At 68.9% G+C, this 14,222-nt stretch carries 17 protein-coding genes; 11 read left to right on the top strand and 6 right to left on the bottom strand.

Annotated elements, in window-relative coordinates; all coding sequences use genetic code 11:
* Nucleotides 1–135 precede the first annotated feature (135 nt).
* Nucleotides 136–1,098, bottom strand: coding sequence for a TIGR03557 family F420-dependent LLM class oxidoreductase (locus tag ACLQ2O_RS20045; RefSeq protein ID WP_425833492.1), 963 nt, complete (start codon nt 1,096–1,098; stop codon nt 136–138).
* A gap of 178 nt (nt 1,099–1,276) precedes the next feature.
* Between ACLQ2O_RS20045 and ACLQ2O_RS20040 the strand changes: the two genes are divergently transcribed.
* Nucleotides 1,277–1,420 (top strand): GPGG-motif small membrane protein, encoded by a 144-nt coding sequence (locus ACLQ2O_RS20040; RefSeq protein ID WP_425833490.1) that lies wholly within the window; start codon nt 1,277–1,279, stop codon nt 1,418–1,420.
* A gap of 71 nt (nt 1,421–1,491) precedes the next feature.
* On the opposite strand, the gene ACLQ2O_RS20035 is transcribed toward ACLQ2O_RS20040, so the two are convergent.
* Nucleotides 1,492–1,983, bottom strand: a complete 492-nt coding sequence (locus ACLQ2O_RS20035) for a hypothetical protein (RefSeq protein ID WP_425833488.1) — start codon at nt 1,981–1,983, stop codon at nt 1,492–1,494.
* Nucleotides 1,984–2,123: 140 nt separating this feature from the next.
* On the opposite strand from ACLQ2O_RS20035, the gene ACLQ2O_RS20030 reads away from it, so the two are divergent.
* Both ACLQ2O_RS20030 and ACLQ2O_RS20025 read left to right on the top strand, forming a co-directional pair.
* Nucleotides 2,124–2,822 carry an NIPSNAP family protein gene (locus ACLQ2O_RS20030; RefSeq protein WP_425833486.1) on the top strand — a complete coding sequence of 233 codons (699 nt, stop codon included), beginning with the start codon at nt 2,124–2,126 and terminating at the stop codon, nt 2,820–2,822.
* Between the two features lie 150 nt (nt 2,823–2,972).
* Entirely contained in the window at nt 2,973–3,890 is a 918-nt protein-coding gene (locus ACLQ2O_RS20025; RefSeq protein WP_425833484.1) for a serine protein kinase RIO, read from the top strand.
* A gap of 45 nt (nt 3,891–3,935) precedes the next feature.
* Here ACLQ2O_RS20025 and ACLQ2O_RS20020 read toward each other — a convergent pair whose 3' ends face one another.
* The gene (locus tag ACLQ2O_RS20020) at nt 3,936–4,595 is read right to left on the bottom strand and encodes a hypothetical protein (protein WP_425833482.1); all 660 of its coding nucleotides are present in this window, start codon (nt 4,593–4,595) and stop codon (nt 3,936–3,938) included.
* Nucleotides 4,596–4,679: 84 nt separating this feature from the next.
* On the opposite strand from ACLQ2O_RS20020, the gene ACLQ2O_RS20015 reads away from it, so the two are divergent.
* The 3 genes from ACLQ2O_RS20015 to ACLQ2O_RS20005 all read left to right on the top strand — a co-directional run bounded on the left by ACLQ2O_RS20015 (nt 4,680) and on the right by ACLQ2O_RS20005 (nt 6,639).
* Complete coding sequence (locus tag ACLQ2O_RS20015) at nt 4,680–5,102, top strand: hypothetical protein (protein WP_425833480.1); 423 nt, start codon at nt 4,680–4,682, stop codon at nt 5,100–5,102.
* Between the two features lie 91 nt (nt 5,103–5,193).
* Nucleotides 5,194–5,949, top strand: coding sequence for a class I SAM-dependent methyltransferase (locus tag ACLQ2O_RS20010; protein ID WP_425833478.1), 756 nt, complete (start codon nt 5,194–5,196; stop codon nt 5,947–5,949).
* Between the two features lie 90 nt (nt 5,950–6,039).
* Nucleotides 6,040–6,639 (top strand): acyltransferase, encoded by a 600-nt coding sequence (locus ACLQ2O_RS20005; RefSeq protein WP_425833476.1) that lies wholly within the window; start codon nt 6,040–6,042, stop codon nt 6,637–6,639.
* A gap of 23 nt (nt 6,640–6,662) precedes the next feature.
* On the opposite strand, the gene ACLQ2O_RS20000 is transcribed toward ACLQ2O_RS20005, so the two are convergent.
* A complete protein-coding gene (locus ACLQ2O_RS20000) occupies nt 6,663–8,318 on the bottom strand; it encodes an FAD-binding dehydrogenase (RefSeq protein ID WP_425833474.1) in 1,656 nt (551 codons plus the stop codon).
* Nucleotides 8,319–8,622: 304 nt separating this feature from the next.
* Between ACLQ2O_RS20000 and ACLQ2O_RS19995 the strand changes: the two genes are divergently transcribed.
* The gene (locus tag ACLQ2O_RS19995) at nt 8,623–10,488 is read left to right on the top strand and encodes a DUF5107 domain-containing protein (protein WP_425833472.1); all 1,866 of its coding nucleotides are present in this window, start codon (nt 8,623–8,625) and stop codon (nt 10,486–10,488) included.
* Between the two features lie 165 nt (nt 10,489–10,653).
* A complete protein-coding gene (locus ACLQ2O_RS19990) occupies nt 10,654–11,058 on the top strand; it encodes a hypothetical protein (RefSeq protein ID WP_425833470.1) in 405 nt (134 codons plus the stop codon).
* Nucleotides 11,059–11,100: 42 nt separating this feature from the next.
* On the opposite strand, the gene ACLQ2O_RS19985 is transcribed toward ACLQ2O_RS19990, so the two are convergent.
* Nucleotides 11,101–11,526, bottom strand: a complete 426-nt coding sequence (locus ACLQ2O_RS19985; RefSeq protein WP_425833468.1) for a Rid family hydrolase — start codon at nt 11,524–11,526, stop codon at nt 11,101–11,103.
* 107 nt (nt 11,527–11,633) lie between these two features.
* Here ACLQ2O_RS19985 and ACLQ2O_RS19980 point away from each other — a divergent pair, with 107 nt between their 5' ends.
* Entirely contained in the window at nt 11,634–12,119 is a 486-nt protein-coding gene (locus ACLQ2O_RS19980; RefSeq protein WP_425833466.1) for a MarR family winged helix-turn-helix transcriptional regulator, read from the top strand.
* A 4-nt stretch (nt 12,120–12,123) separates the two neighbouring features.
* Here the strand turns inward: ACLQ2O_RS19980 and ACLQ2O_RS19975 are convergent, their stop codons facing one another.
* Nucleotides 12,124–12,756 carry a TetR/AcrR family transcriptional regulator gene (locus ACLQ2O_RS19975; protein ID WP_425833464.1) on the bottom strand — a complete coding sequence of 211 codons (633 nt, stop codon included), beginning with the start codon at nt 12,754–12,756 and terminating at the stop codon, nt 12,124–12,126.
* Between the two features lie 57 nt (nt 12,757–12,813).
* On the opposite strand from ACLQ2O_RS19975, the gene ACLQ2O_RS19970 reads away from it, so the two are divergent.
* Together ACLQ2O_RS19970 and ACLQ2O_RS19965 are read left to right on the top strand one after the other, a co-directional pair.
* Nucleotides 12,814–13,764 carry a Ca2+-dependent phosphoinositide-specific phospholipase C gene (locus ACLQ2O_RS19970; protein WP_425833462.1) on the top strand — a complete coding sequence of 317 codons (951 nt, stop codon included), beginning with the start codon at nt 12,814–12,816 and terminating at the stop codon, nt 13,762–13,764.
* Between the two features lie 5 nt (nt 13,765–13,769).
* Entirely contained in the window at nt 13,770–14,210 is a 441-nt protein-coding gene (locus ACLQ2O_RS19965; protein WP_425833460.1) for an OsmC family protein, read from the top strand.
* Nucleotides 14,211–14,222 lie beyond the last annotated feature (12 nt).

Genomic DNA, 14,222 nt, shown 5'->3' with positions numbered 1-14,222 from the left:
TCATGGCTGAGCCACTTCCCGTCCACCAGACCAAACCTGTTGCCCCGACGCAACCCCGCGGTTGTTACAGCTGTTTGAAGGCTGCGCCGGAACGGGCTTTCCCTGCGGGAAGGCCTGTGAACGACTTCACAGATCTCACGCCGTACGGCGTAGTTCCGGGAGGACCTCTTCGCGGTAGAGCTTCATCATGTCGATCGTGTGCGGGCCCATGTTGGCGACGTAGACCTCGTCGAAGCCGGCGTCGGCGTACGGCTTGAAGGCCTCGAGGTGGACGTCCGCCTTGGGGCCCGCGGCAACGGACTTCGCCGTGGCCTCCTTGGTGACGAGCTGGGTGGCCTGCTCGAAGTGACGCGGTGACGGGAGGACCTGGGCCAGTTCGCCGGGGAGGCCGGAGTTGCCCCAGATCCGGTGCGCCTGCTCGACGCCCTCGTCCTCGGTCGGGGCGTAGCTGACCTTGAAGCCGCCCTGCACGGGCTTGCTGCTGCCGCCGTTCGTGCGGAAGCGGTCGAGCAGGTCTTTGTCCGGTGAGGTGGTGACGAAACCGTCGGCGATCCGCGCCGCGACGTCCGTCGCCTCGGGGCCGAAGCCGGACATGTAGATCGGCAGCGGGCTGTCGGGACGCGTGTAGATGCGCGCGGTGTCGACCGTGTAGTGCTTGCCGTGGTGGGACACGAACCCGTCCTCGGTCCACAGCCGGCGCATGATCTCGACGGCTTCCTCCAGCATCTCCAGCCGGACGTCGACGGTCGGCCAGACGTCGCCGAGCACGTGCTCGTTCAGGGCTTCGCCGGTACCGATCCCGAGTCGGAAGCGGCCGTTCAGCAGGACGGCGCTGGTCGCGGCGGCCTGCGCGATCACCGCCGGGTGAATCCGGACGGTCGGGCACGTCACGGCCGTCGTCACCGGCAGCTCGCAGACCTGCGAGATCGCGCCGATCGTCGACCAGACGAACGCGCTCTGGCCCTGCTCGTCGTTCCACGGGTGGAAGTGGTCGCTGATCCACAGGCCGTCGAAGCCGGCCTCCTCGGCCAGGCGGGCCTGCTCGATCAGCTGGGCCGGCGTGTACTCCTCGCTGGACAGGAAGTAGCCGATCTTCACGGGGTCTCCTCAGCGTGCGACGGGGTCTGCGGGGTCTGACTTCCCGGTGCCCGATGGAGGGGCCGCTATTCGTCGTACCGGGGACCGTTTGTCCGGGGTCGGGGCGGGCACTGGATGGTGCAGAGAAGCACGGGGTACAGCAGCCGGGCTGTCGCCCGGCGTCGAGAAAGGAACGACCATGACCTTGGTGCTCTTCATCATCGCGGCGATTCTCGTCATCTCCGGGATCGTCTCGCTCGTCCGCGGGCAGCTCCTGATGGGCATCGCCCTGATCGTCGTCGGCCTGCTGGTCGGCCCGGGTGGGGTCAGCCTCTTCACCTGATCTGCGAGGGGTCGGAAGGGCCGCAACCGAACTGGGGTGCGGCCCTTCCGCCTGTCCGAAGGCTTCCGGCGTCAGCTCGGACGGCGGAAGACCCGGCGGGCGGTGTCCATCCGCAGCTCCTCGAGCTCCTTGATCTGCTGCTCGGAGTCCGCGATCAGCCCGTCCAGCTCGGCGACGTCGAACCGCGGCTCCTCGTCGGCGAGCGAGCGCAGCACCCGCCACCCCGCGCCCTTGCCCTCGACGGCGATCCGGAGCATCTCCAGCTCCAGTACGTCGCTCAGCGGCGAGCGTCGTACCAGCTCGCCGTTCGGCTTGAAACGGCCGAGCTTCTCCGCGACCCAGGCGCCGGCGTTCTTCACCGGGTCCGGCTTCGCGCCGACGATCCCGAGGTAGCCGCCGAGGACGGTCCGCTCGTGCTCGACCTTCTCCGCCATCGCGGTGAGCGCGGTGCGTACGACGGGGTCCGTCTGCTGGTCGGCCGCGCGGCGGAACAGCTCGACGCCGGCGGACGAGCCGGCGTAGTGGTCCTGCAGGTAGGTCGCGAGGCGTGCCTGGTCGATCATCGGCTCTCCTGGCTCGTCTCTGGGCCTGGTTCGGTTCGGTTCGGTCGCTCGACGGGTACCCATCTCGGTCGGATGTGAATCACTGACAGTGGGTGGCAGGTTTTCGCGGTTGACTCGAGGCTCGACCACAAGGAGAGCCGATGGAGTGTTGTGCCGTGCTGGACCTGCGCCAGTACACGGTGTTCCCCGGGCGCCGGGACGAGCTGATCGAGCTGTTCGACCGGGAGTTCGTCGAGGGGCAGGAGGCGTACGGGATGCACCTGTGCGGGCAGTTCCGCGACCTGGACGACGAGGACCGGTTCGTGTGGATGCGAGGGTTCGCGAGCCTGGAGGCGCGGGCCGAGGCGTTGAACGGGTTCTACTACGGACCGACCTGGAAGGCGCACGCTGCGGCCGCGAACGCGACGATGAGGGACTCGGACAACGCGTTGCTGCTGCGGCCGGTGTGGTTCGGTCCGGAGTTTCCGGCGGTCGACGCGTTGCGTCCGCCGGTGGGAAGTGAGGAGGTGCCGGGGTCTGTTGTCGTCGGTGCGGTCTACCACCGGCCGTCGGTCGACGACGGGTTCGTCGAGTTCTTCCTGTCGGAGGTCGTCCCGCTGCTGCCGCCACTGGCCGCGGTGCTCGAGACGCTGCCGGCCGAGAACAACTTTCCCGCGCTGCCGCTGCGCGACGAGACGGTGCTGGTCTGGCTCGCGCGGTTCGACGACGAGTCGGCCTGGGAGGGGCAGTTGTCTTCCTCGGCCGAGTGGCAGGAAGTCACCGCCGAGCTGGACCGCCGCTGTGTCCGACCGGCCCAGGAACTACGGCTGCGACCGACCGCACGATCCCAGTTCGTTTAAATCAGTTGCGCCGCCGGGAACGGCTGGGCATCCTGATCGAGCTTGTGCGGCGACGAACGCTGCCTGGACCTGAGGAGGGCTGACGAATGGCTATCACTGTGCTGCGGCCTGCCCGCGTCAGCTTCACCTCTCACTCCAGGAGCACCCCAGTTGTCTTCCTTCCGCACCGATCACGAACTCTCTGACCTTCCCTGGACCGAGCTGCCCGAGCAGCGGTCCGCCACCGCCGAGCCGGTCGACGAGACCTTCGTCTTCCAGTTCGCCGAGGTCGACGAACGCCTGGGCCCGGACCAGCGCTGGACCACCTGGCTCGACGTCGAACGCGGCTGCCGCGGCCCGGAACCACGCCCCGACTGGGTCGTGACCGAGCAGGCCGCGATCGACACCGAGCTCGGCATCCTCAAGACCGGCAAGGAAGCCGACGTCTTCCTGCTCGAACGCGCCGTCGAAGCCATCGGCGACAACCCGGCCCGCTCGTCGCTGCTCGCGGCCAAGCGGTACCGGACCGAGGAGCACCGGTCGTTCCACCGCAGTACGGCGTACGTCGAAGGCCGCCGGACCCGCAACAGCCGTGACAGCCGCGCGATGGCGAAGAAGTCCTCGCACGGACGCAGCGTCGCCGCCGGCCAGTGGGCGTTCGCCGAGTGGGACGCGCTCAACCGGCTGTGGACGGCCGGCGTCCCCGTGCCCTACCCGGTGCAGGTCGACGGCACCGAGCTGCTGATGGAGTTCATCGACGACGGCGAAGGCGGCGCCGCGCCACGGCTCGCCCAGGTCCGGCCGTCGAAGGACGTGCTCGAGCTGTACTTCGAGCAGCTCCGCGGCGGCATGCGCGAGCTCGCCCGCGCCGGGCTCGCGCACGGCGACCTGTCGCCGTACAACGTGCTGGCCCAGCCCGAGCGCATCGTGATGATCGACCTGCCGCAGGTCCTGGACATCGTCGGCAACCCCAAGGGCATGGAGTTCCTGCTCCGCGACTGCCACAACATGGCGACGTGGTTCACCAACCGGGGCCTGGAGATCGACGAGCAGGAACTGTTCGCCGACCTGCTGTCGATGGTGTTCTGACCGGATGGTCGGGGTAGGTGGCGCCACCTACCCCGACCCGGTGGTCTACCGGGAGGCTTCGACCAGAGGACGCAGACGAGCCGCGACGGCTGCGGGCTTCGGGAAGATCCAGACCGTGGGGTCCATGCTCGCGAGATAGGTGACCGCCTCCGGGCAGTCCCAGCCGTCGCCGGCCGTCGCGGCCAGGTCGAACTTCGTCAGCAGGTGCTTGGTCGTTGCCTCGTACAAGCGGTAGGTGACGGTCGCGGCCTTCGCCGGCACCGAGATCTTCTCCGCCCGCGAACTGTCGCCGCGCCCCGCCGTGTACCCGTCGCACGTGCCGATCGTCGCGACGTCCGCGTTCTGACCGGGATAGACACAGAGCACCAGCTGGACGTCGACCGCTTCGCCGCCCTCGTACTTCGCGTCCCACGTCGCGGGCAGCTCGCCGGCCGACGGTTTGGTCGGCTCCATCACGAGATCCCCGGTCCTGGAGCTCGTCGACACTTCGTACCTCTCGAGGCTGTGCGGACCATGGCCGGTGTAGTCGGCGGTGCGCTCGTCGAGGTCGGAGGAGCCGGCGACCTGGTCGCTGACGGACGCCTCCGGGCAGAAGACCGCGGGTCGGGTCAGATGCCCGATCCCTCGCACTGCCAGCACACCCCCGGCGACCACCACCGCGCCGACGATCAGCAAGCCGACTGCTTGGCGGGCGCGGTCCGACACCCCTTCACCTTACCGAGCCGGCGACTCGCCCTTCTTCCTGCCTCAGGATCCGTAGCGATCGGCGGCTCCCAGTAGATTGCTCCGGTGAGTGACCGCTGGAGAGCCTTGCCGCGCTGGACGCGCTGGGTGCTCGCCGTGTACGTCATCGGCTTTCTCGATGGATCGTTCGCCCACCTCCTGGATCTGGTGCGCGGCGGCATCCACGTCTATGCGTCGTTCGCTCCAGTGCCCCTGCAGGTGTTCTTCGTCTGCTTGGTGGTCCTGGATCCGTTGGTCGTCGTGCTGCTGGCGCTCGTCCGCCCGTGGGGCGTCCGCCTGGCCTGCGCGGTGATGGCGCTGGACATGACCGCCAACTGGATCACGAACTGGCCGCAACTCCAGGCCGACCCGCTCCAGTTGCTTCGCCCGTACGGGCTGCTGCTGATCACGCTGTTCGGGGTGTTCGTCCTGGCGTCGGCGCTGCCGGTGCTGCGTGTCCTGCAATCGTTGAGCGATCCGGGGCGTTGACGGCGCCCTGGCAAAACCATTGGTGAACCGACTTGCTCCGCTGATGTACTGATGTGCGACCGTGAGTCTGCCCGTGTCGGAGGTAGTAGTTGTGACGAGCTACAACGCGCTTGCCGAGGTGTACGAGTGGCTCATCTCGGATGCAAAGCTGGCCCCGGCCGAGTTCGCTGCGTCGTTCGACGACGTTCTCGGTCTCCTGCCGTCGAACGCTCACGTCCTCGATTGTTCGTGCGGAACCGGACAGTTGGCGGTCGGCCTCGCCGGTCGTGGTCTGCAGGTGGTCGCAACTGACGCCAGCGAAGCGATGGTTCGTCGGACTGCGGCGTTGTCCGAGGAATTCAGGGCACCTGTCCGGACAGTGCGGGCGGACTGGCAAGAGTTGCCTGACCATTTCGATGACGACACCTTCGACATGGTGTTCTGTGTCGGCAACTCGCTGCACCATGCCGTGGGCGCGAGAGGCAGGGTTGCTGCTCTGCAGTCGATGGCACGGCTTCTGCGCCGTGGCGGGCGCTTGGTACTCACCTCCCGCACCTGGGAACTCGTGAGGGCCAGAGGTTCCCGGCTGGACATCAGTGACCGTCTTGTCCGCCGGAACGGGCGCAATGCCGTCGTGGTCTACCGCTGGGACATTGCGTCACAGTGGGAGGAGGAGCACCACATCGAGATCGCGGTCGCGCAAGTTGATCCGGCTGGGCCGGTTCTTGTCCGCTCGGAACTGCTGTCGTGCTGGCCCTACCGGTACGACGAACTCGTAGCCGAGTTGCAGCAGGCCGGACTCAGGACGGAAAGGAGCACGTACGACCCTGAGGCCGAGAACTACATGGTGGTGGCGAGCAAGGCATAGACAACAACGGGAGTCACGCGAAAGGCGCCGCGACCGTCGGCCGAGGTCAGCTGAATGCAGCCCAGCTACAGCCGCGCGTAGCCTCGCGGGGTGGCGGAGCTTGGTCGGCAGCTGAAGGTCTGGGTGCGGAAGTGGCGTTGGTACCAGCGCAACTCGTTGCCGTGGAACCGGGCGCGGATCCACTGGGAGTTGATGCGGCGCGAGGCGTTCGCGCGGTGGCCGTTGCACGGGAACGTGCTGGAGGCTTTACGGGACGGGCGGCTGGAGGTCGGGGCCGGCACGATGTTCGAGCCCGACGTGTGGATCACCATGGGCGACGAGGGGCGGGTGCGGATCGGGGACGGCACGTTCCTGAACGTGGCGGTGATGGTCGCGGCGCTCGACCTGGTCGAGATCGGGTCGCACTGCATGCTGGCCAACGGCTGCTTCGTCACGGATGCCAACCACCGGTACGACGATCCGGATCGGCCGGTGCCGTGGCAGGGGTTCGACTCCAAGGGCCCGACGCGGATCGGCGACAACGTCTGGCTGGGCGCGAACGTGGTCGTCACGAGCGGGGTGACGATCGGCGAGAGGTGCGTGATCGGCGCCAACAGCGTTGTCACACGGGACATTCCGCCGTACTCCGTCGCGGCGGGCGCCCCGGCGAAGGTCCTGCGAACCGTCACCTACTCGGAGGCCGGGCCCTGACAACGCCGTACTGGGGACTGGAATCAGCTGACCGCGCGCGCGGCTGCGCGGCCCGCGGTACGGCCGGAGAAGAGGCAGCCGCCTAGGAAGGTGCCTTCCAGGGAGCGGTAGCCGTGGACTCCTCCGCCGCCGAAGCCGGCTACCTCGCCGGCTGCGTAGACGCCGGGGAGAGGGGTGCCGTCGGCGCGGAGGACGCGGGAGTCCAGGTCTGTTTGGAGGCCACCCAGGGACTTGCGGGTGAGGATGTTGAGTTTGACGGCGATGAGGGGACCGGCTTTGGGGTCGAGGATGCGGTGCGGGGACGCGACGCGGATGAGTTTGTCGCCGCGGTAGTTGCGGGCTCCGCGGAGGGCGGTGATCTGGAGGTCCTTGGTGAAGGTGTTCTCGAGTTCGCGGTCGCGGGCGACGATCTGGCGTTCGAGGTCGGGCAGCGAGATCAGGTCGGTACCGGTGATCGCGTTCATGCCGCGGACCAGGTCGGCGAGGTTGTCCCGTACGACGAAGTCGGCGCCCTTGTCCATGAAGGCCTGCACGGGGGCGGTCGCGCCGCCGCGGGCGCGGCCGAGGACGCCGCGGACGTTCTTGCCGGTCAGGTCGGGGTTCTGCTCCTGCCCGGACAGGGCGAACTCCTTCTCGATGATCTTCTGCGTCAGCACGAACCAGCTGTAGTCGTACCCGGTGGTCATGATGTGCTCGAGCGTCCCCAGCGTGTCGAAGCCGGGGAACAGCGGGACCGGCAGCCGCTTGCCGGTCGCGTCGAACCACAGCGACGACGGCCCGGGCAGGATCCGGATGCCGTGCATCGGCCAGATCGGGTCCCAGTTGCGGATGCCCTCGACGTAGTGCCACATCCGGTCGCGGTTCACGTATCGCCCGCCGGCGGTCTCGGTGATCGCGAGCATCCGGCCGTCGACGTGCGCCGGTACGCCGCTGATCATGTTCTCCGGCGGCTTGCCCATCCGGGCCGGCCACTGCGAGCGGACCAGGTCGTGGTTGCCGCCGATCCCGCCGGAGGTGACGATCACGGCCTGCGCGGTGAGTGCGAAGTCCTCGACCTCGACCCGCGAGCTCTCGACCGCGCGACCGACGGTGCTTGCCTCGAGCACCTTCCCGGAGACCCCGTCGACGACCCCGCCGGTGACGGTCAGTTCGTCCACGCGATGCCGGAAGCGGAACTCCACCAGCCCCTTGGCAACGGCCTCCCGCACCCGACGCTCGAACGGTGCGACGAGCCCTGGTCCGGTGCCCCACGTGATGTGGAAGCGCGGCACCGAGTTCCCGTGGCCGTCCGCGTTGTAGCCGCCGCGCTCGGCCCACCCGACGACCGGGAACCAGCGCACGCCCTGCGCGTGCAGCCACGGCCGCTTCTCGCCGGCCGCGAAGTCGACGTACGCCTCGGCCCACTGGCTCGCCCAGTGGTCCTCGTCGTCGAGCCGGTCGAACCCGGCCGAGCCGAGCCAGTCCTGCAGCGCGAGGTCGTGGGAGTCCTTGATCCCCATCCGCCGCTGCTCGGGGGAGTCGACGAACATCAGACCGCCGAAGGACCAGTACGCCTGCCCACCGAGCGAGGCCTCGGGCTCCTGGTCGAGCAGCAGCACCTTGCGTCCCGCGTCGGCCAGCTCAGCGGTCGCCGCCAGCCCGGCCAGCCCCGCTCCCACGACGATCACATCTGCATCCATCGGCCCATCCCCTCGCGTCGGTCGTCCATGGATACCAGACAACCCCCGCTCCCGCCTGCGCCCCGCCCCCGCGGGCCCACCTCCACCCCCGCCGCCAGCGCCCACCCCCACCCCGCAGCCTTCACCTCGGGCGACGACTGCCTCGCTGTTGGACGACTGACGCGATACATCGCGGTAGTCGTCGTACAAGGAAGCAGTCGTCCAACAAGGAAGCAGTCGTCGTACAGGGAAGCAGTCCTCCAACCACGAAGCACCGGCGGGCAGCCCTGGACCAATACTGCGCAGTCTTGCAAGAATTGTCCGGGTGACGACCCTCTCTGCGCAGACGCTGACCCTGCCCGTGGCCGCCCTCGGTGCGGAGAACCCGCTCCCACCGCTGCGCGGTCACCGCGACCCGCACCGGGTCGAGAACCTCGACTCCCTCCCCGACGACCTCGCCGAGAACATCCGGTACGGCGGACTACGCACCGTCCTGCCCTGTCTCGACCAGGACGGCTACGGCCGGACCCTGACCGAGCAGCCGCTGCCCGCGCTCGTCCTGGAGAACGACCACCTCCGCGCGACCGTCCTCCCGAGCCTCGGCGGCCGGCTCTACTCGCTCGTCCACAAGCCGTCCGGCCAGGAACTGCTCTACCGCAACCCGGTGATCCAGCCCGCGAACCTTGCCCTGCGCAACGCCTGGTTCGCCGGCGGCGTCGAGTGGAACCTCGGCAGCACCGGCCACTGGACCGGCACCTGCTCGCCGCTGCACGCGGCCCGCGTCGAAGGACCCGACGGTACGCCGGTCCTGCGCCTGTGGGAGTGGGAACGCAGCCGCAACCTCGTCGTCCAGCTCGACTTCTGGCTGCCGGAGGACTCGGACCTCCTGTACGTCGGCGCGCGGATCCAGAACCCGTCGCCGGACGTCGTCCCGGCGTACTGGTGGTCGAACATCGCGGTCGAGCAGTCGCCGGAGACTCGGGTGCTCGTGCCCGCGGACGAGGCCTGGCGGTTCGGCTACACCAAGAGTCTCGAGCTGGTCGGCGTGCCGGCGTACGACGGGATCGACCTGACGTACCCGATGCGGCACGGGCGGGCGGTGGACTTCTTCTTCGAGCCGTTGCCGGGGCAGCGGCCGTGGATCGCGGCGGTCGATGCTGAGGGCAACGGATTGGTGCAGGCGTCGACGGAGCGGTTGCGGGGGCGGAAGCTGTTCGTGTGGGGCGAGGGACGGGGTGGCCGGCGGTGGCAGGAGTGGTTGTCGCCTGGGCTGGAAGGTCCGGGGTACTGCGAGATCCAGGCTGGGCTGGCACGGACTCAGCTGGAGCACCTGAAGTTGCCTGGCGCAACTAACTGGACGTGGTTGGAGGCGTACGGACGGGTCTCGGTCGATCCGGTCGCGGCGCATGGTGAATGGGGTCAGGCGCGCGCCGCCACAGATGGCGTGCTGGCGGATCGGCTGGAGGACCTGGAGGCGCGGGAGCGGGAGTGGCTCGGGGTTGCTGATGCGGCGCCGGGGGAGCGTCTGGCGGTCGGGTCGGGGTGGGGTGCGTTGGAGTTGGCGCGGACCAGATGGGCGGTGTCGGCGGGGACGCCTTTCGGCGAGGAGACGATCGGGGAACGCGAGCGGGCTTGGGTGCCGGTGCTTGAAGGTCGTGCGCCTGGGGCGGTCGACGGGACTTTGGTCGGCTGGAAGGACCTGCTGGAAGACGCCGAGGAGAGCTGGCTGACCTGGTACCACCGGGGCGTAGCTCGCTGGTACGCCGGGGACGGGGCCGGCGCGACCGAAGCGTGGCGCGCGTCCGGCGACAACCCCTGGGCGCTCAGGAATCTGGCGATGGTGACCGGCGAGCTGGCGGCGTACGAGCGGGCGGCCGAACTGCTGCCGGACCTGGTGCCGTTGGTGGTCGAGGCGGCGACGGCAGCGCTGGAGGTCGATCCGGCCCGCGCCGGCAGGATTCTCGACCGCGCGCCGGACGACGATCAGCGGATCCGGCTGCTGCGGGTGCGGCACCTGCTGGAGATCGGCGAAGCGGCTGCCGCGGAGGTGCTGCTGGATGAGGGCGTCGAGCCGTCCGGCGTACGGGAAGGTGACAACCCGCTGGCCGATTTCTGGCGGCGGGCGCAGGAGATGCTCGGGACCGCGAGGCCGGTGCCGGCGCGGTACGAGTTCGGGATGTCCGGCGACTGACGGCAGTCACGCGGTCACCTTCGGCGAGTTTGTCAGGACGTGGGAACCAAGGTCCTGCCGGCGGCGTCTCACGGGTGTGCGGCGAGGGCCGCCGCAGGAGGTGACGAGAACGACGGTCGCGGAACTGCACAGGTCGCAGGGACCGGCCCGTCGGGGGTGAGTGCCATGTTCACGATCGTTGTGTTGAGCGGATTCGGCCTGGTGCTGCTGGTCACGGCATGCATCGTGGCGGACGTGTTCGCGAGCAGTCGCAGACGGCGTCGCGAGCTCGGTGAGGAACGGACTGCCGGCCGGGTGGTGCGCGTCCGCGGACCGCTGCGCGGGCAGGTCGAGGGCGGTGTCCCGGCGGAGTACGTCGAGGTCGTCGTCGAGTACTACACGCGGCGCGGCGAGGGCCCGTACGAGGTCCACCGCCGGCTGCCGATGGGAAGCAGGAACCTGTACGCCGCGGAGGACCGGGTGATCGTCAGCTACGACGTCCGCACTCCGCGCCGGGGCCGGATCGAGGGCAGGGTCAGCCACTGGCCGCAACTCGGCCCGAGATCGTCGGACCCGGTCCCGCAACCGTAGCTTCCAGCACCACCGATCCCTCGCCCCTGCCGGCGGGGCGGTTCAGTTTCCGGAGCCCACGATCGCGGTGACGCGGATCTCGACGCGCATCGCGGCGAGGCCGAGAACGGTGACGCCGGTCTCGGTCCAGATCGGCGCGCGGCCGCCGAGCCGGCGCCGGAACTGCTCGGCCATCACCGCGTTGTGGTCGTCGCCGATCACGTCGTCCCCGGGCGCGACCTTGTGGTACGAGTTCACGTGGATGACGTCCTGCCAGGTCGCGCCGACCGTGGCGAGCGTGCGCTCGACGTTGTCGAAGGCCTGGACGATCTCGTCCTCCAACGCGTCCGGGATGACCAGGTCGTCGTCGACCCCGGCCTGGCCGGAGATCTCGACCCGGTCGCCGACGCGGACCGCTCCGCTGTAGCCGAGCGCGTCGTGCAGCTTCTGGCCGAAGCCCGGAGTGATGCCGAAGGTGACGGTGCTCATGGTGCTTCCTCTTCCTGTCCGTCGGGGCGCGTTTCCCCGTCGATGAGTTCACGCGTAAAGTGATCGTAGCAAGCGATGACTTCAAGCTCAAAGTGATGGGACGGTCGATGAGCGGCACGGACGAGCACGAGGACGGCGAGCTGCGGTGGCTCGACGAGCAGGAGAAGGCAGCGTGGACAGGACTGATCTCCCTTGTCCTGCTGCTGCCGGGCAAGCTGGAGTCACCGCTGCGGCAGGAGCACGGCCTCACCCTGTTCGAGTACCTCGTACTCAGCCATCTCTCCGAGGCGCCCGGGCACAAGCTGCGAATGGGAGAGCTCGCGTTCCTCGCCAGCGGGTCGCTCTCGCGCCTGTCCAACGTCGTCAAACGCTGCGAGCAGCGCGGCTGGGTCGTCCGGATGCCCGACCCGGCCGACGGCCGCTACACGCTGGCCGAGCTCACCGATGCCGGCTGCGAGCTCGTGGACGTGGCGGCGCCCACCCACCTGCAGTCCGTACGACGTACCGTCCTGGACTCGCTCAACGCGACCGACCAGAAGGCACTCGTCCGCATCGCGCAGAAGCTCAACATCGTCCCCGACGACTTCGGGTGAGCAACTACGGCAGGTGAGGCTCGAGCAACCGGTGCAGGGTCGAACGGCCCTGCACCAGCACGACCTCGGCATCCTCGGGAGCCAGCCGCTCGGCCAGGTGCGACAGCGCCTCGCCCATCGTGATGGTCAGCGTGACAGTGAGCCGGAACTCCTGGCTGTCCGTCGCACCGAACCGCTGCGTCAGCAGTTCCGCGAACTCACCCGAGTGTTGGTCGTCGAACTCACCAGGCGTCGCCTCGAGCTCCGGATCGCCCAGCCCACTCAGTACGACGGCCCGGAAGCCCGGGTCGGTCCGGTGCATCTCGCGGAACGTGTCGAGCGTGACGTCGACGGCCTCGCGCCAGTCCGCGACCACGGCGAGCCGCTCGCGGACCGCCTCGGTGTAGCGGTGCTGGTTGCGCCGCTCGATCGCCTGGATCAGCGTGCGCTTGTCGGGGAAGTACCGGTAGACGCTGCCGACCGCGATCTCGGCGCGCTTGGCGATGCTGCTCGTCGAGGCGGCGTCGTACCCGCGCTCGACCACCTCGGCGCAGGCCGCGTCGAGGATCCGTTCGACCTGACGGCTGGCGCGGTCCTGGGTCGGCATCCGCCGCAACGGATACGCACCCGGATCCTCACCAGCGGTAGTGGAGACCATGAGGTCATTGTGCCCCGCCGAGGGGGACAACGTTGCCATCCGCCGTCGTTCAGTTCGATGACAGCTTCTGGCCAGACCGCCGTGACCCAGCAGCAGGCCCAGCCGCAGGACAAGCAGCAGACCCGGTCGGCGCTGAAGATGAACCAGGTCCAGACCATCGGCGCGCACAACTCCTACCCGCTGATCCGGAAGCTGACCGGTCAGGGCCCGCTCGCCGACCCGGAGCTGACCAAGCCGGGCATCAAGGTGATGCACGTCGTCGACTTCGGCTACAACACCACCTGCCGGTCGTTCGTGCTCTGCCTGCGGCAGGTGAAGACCTGGTCGGGCCAGAACCCCGACCACGCGCCGGTCGTGATCTCGCTGGAGCTGAAGCAGTCCGACCCGCGGATCGTCGCGGCCGGCGGCGTACAGGCTCCGCCGTGGAACGCGGCCAACCTGATCAGCATCGACACCGAGATCCGCTCGGTGTTCGGCGAGCGGCAGCTGCTGCCGCCCGACGACCTGCGCAAGCCCGGCCTGACGCTGGAGCAGTCGGTGCTGAAGAAGGGGTGGCCGACGCTCGACCAGGCCCGCGGCAAGGTGATGTTCTACTTCGACAACGGCGGTGAGGGCGAGATCCGCGACCTCTACCAGATCGGCAAGCCCAATCTCGAAGGCCGGGCGGTCTTCACCCGCGGCCCGGAGGGACAGCCCGACGCCGCGGTGACGATGGTGAACGACCCGCGCGGGGCGAACCAGGCCGAGACCCAGCGGCTCGTCCGCAAGGGCTACCTGGTCCGGACCCGCTCCGACGAGCCGATGGCGACCGTGCTGGCCAACGAGACCAGTCGGGTCGGGATCGCTCTGGAGAGCGGCGCGCAGCTGGTCACCACCGACTTCCCCGTGGTCGGGATGGCGTCGCGGTACGACAGCGACTTCGTCGCACAGCTGCCCGGTGGCGTCGCAGTACGCTGCAACCCGGTGTCCTCCCCGGCGTGGTGCAGGGGGAACGTCTCGGAAAGGTGAGTCCTGTGTCGGAGCACGTGGTCGACGTCAGCTGGAGCCGTGGTGAGCACGAGTTCACCTACCAGACCTACAACCGCGACCACGAGTGGCGCTTCGACGGCGGGGTGACCGTGCCCGGGTCCGCCAACCCGGCGTACTTGGGCAGTCCCGGGCCGGTCGACCCCGAGGAAGCCTTCGTGGCGGCGCTGTCGTCGTGCCACATGCTGACCTTCCTCTCGATCGCGGCGAGGAAGCGGCTGGTCGTCGACGCGTACGACGACCACGCGGTCGGCCTGATGGCGAAGAACGAACGCGGCAAGCTCGCGATCACGCAGGTGACGCTGCACCCGACGATCGTGTTCGCCGGCGACGGGCCGGACGCGGAGACTCTCGCGAAGATCCACCACCTCTCCCACGAGGAGTGCTTCATCGCGAACTCGGTGACGACCGAGATCATCGTCGCCTGACGTCCGCCGTAC

The organism is Kribbella sp. DT2 (assembly GCF_049844575.1).
In the GTDB taxonomy this organism is placed as follows: domain Bacteria; phylum Actinomycetota; class Actinomycetes; order Propionibacteriales; family Kribbellaceae; genus Kribbella.
This window is presented reverse-complemented; position numbering and strand designations above follow the sequence as displayed.

Excerpts from the sequence above, each read along its gene's own strand:
- ACLQ2O_RS20035 (WP_425833488.1), bottom strand. The coding sequence starts at position 1,983 with ATGATCGACCAGGCACGCCTCGCGACCTACCTGCAGGACCACTACGCC.
- ACLQ2O_RS19980 (WP_425833466.1), top strand. The coding sequence starts at position 11,634 with ATGAGCGGCACGGACGAGCACGAGGACGGCGAGCTGCGGTGGCTCGAC.
- ACLQ2O_RS19985 (WP_425833468.1), bottom strand. The coding sequence starts at position 11,526 with ATGAGCACCGTCACCTTCGGCATCACTCCGGGCTTCGGCCAGAAGCTG.
- ACLQ2O_RS20040 (WP_425833490.1), top strand. The coding sequence starts at position 1,277 with ATGACCTTGGTGCTCTTCATCATCGCGGCGATTCTCGTCATCTCCGGG.
- ACLQ2O_RS20030 (WP_425833486.1), top strand. The coding sequence starts at position 2,124 with ATGGAGTGTTGTGCCGTGCTGGACCTGCGCCAGTACACGGTGTTCCCC.
- ACLQ2O_RS19990 (WP_425833470.1), top strand. The coding sequence starts at position 10,654 with ATGTTCACGATCGTTGTGTTGAGCGGATTCGGCCTGGTGCTGCTGGTC.
- ACLQ2O_RS19970 (WP_425833462.1), top strand. The coding sequence starts at position 12,814 with ATGACAGCTTCTGGCCAGACCGCCGTGACCCAGCAGCAGGCCCAGCCG.
- ACLQ2O_RS19975 (WP_425833464.1), bottom strand. The coding sequence starts at position 12,756 with ATGGTCTCCACTACCGCTGGTGAGGATCCGGGTGCGTATCCGTTGCGG.
- ACLQ2O_RS20000 (WP_425833474.1), bottom strand. The coding sequence starts at position 8,318 with ATGGATGCAGATGTGATCGTCGTGGGAGCGGGGCTGGCCGGGCTGGCG.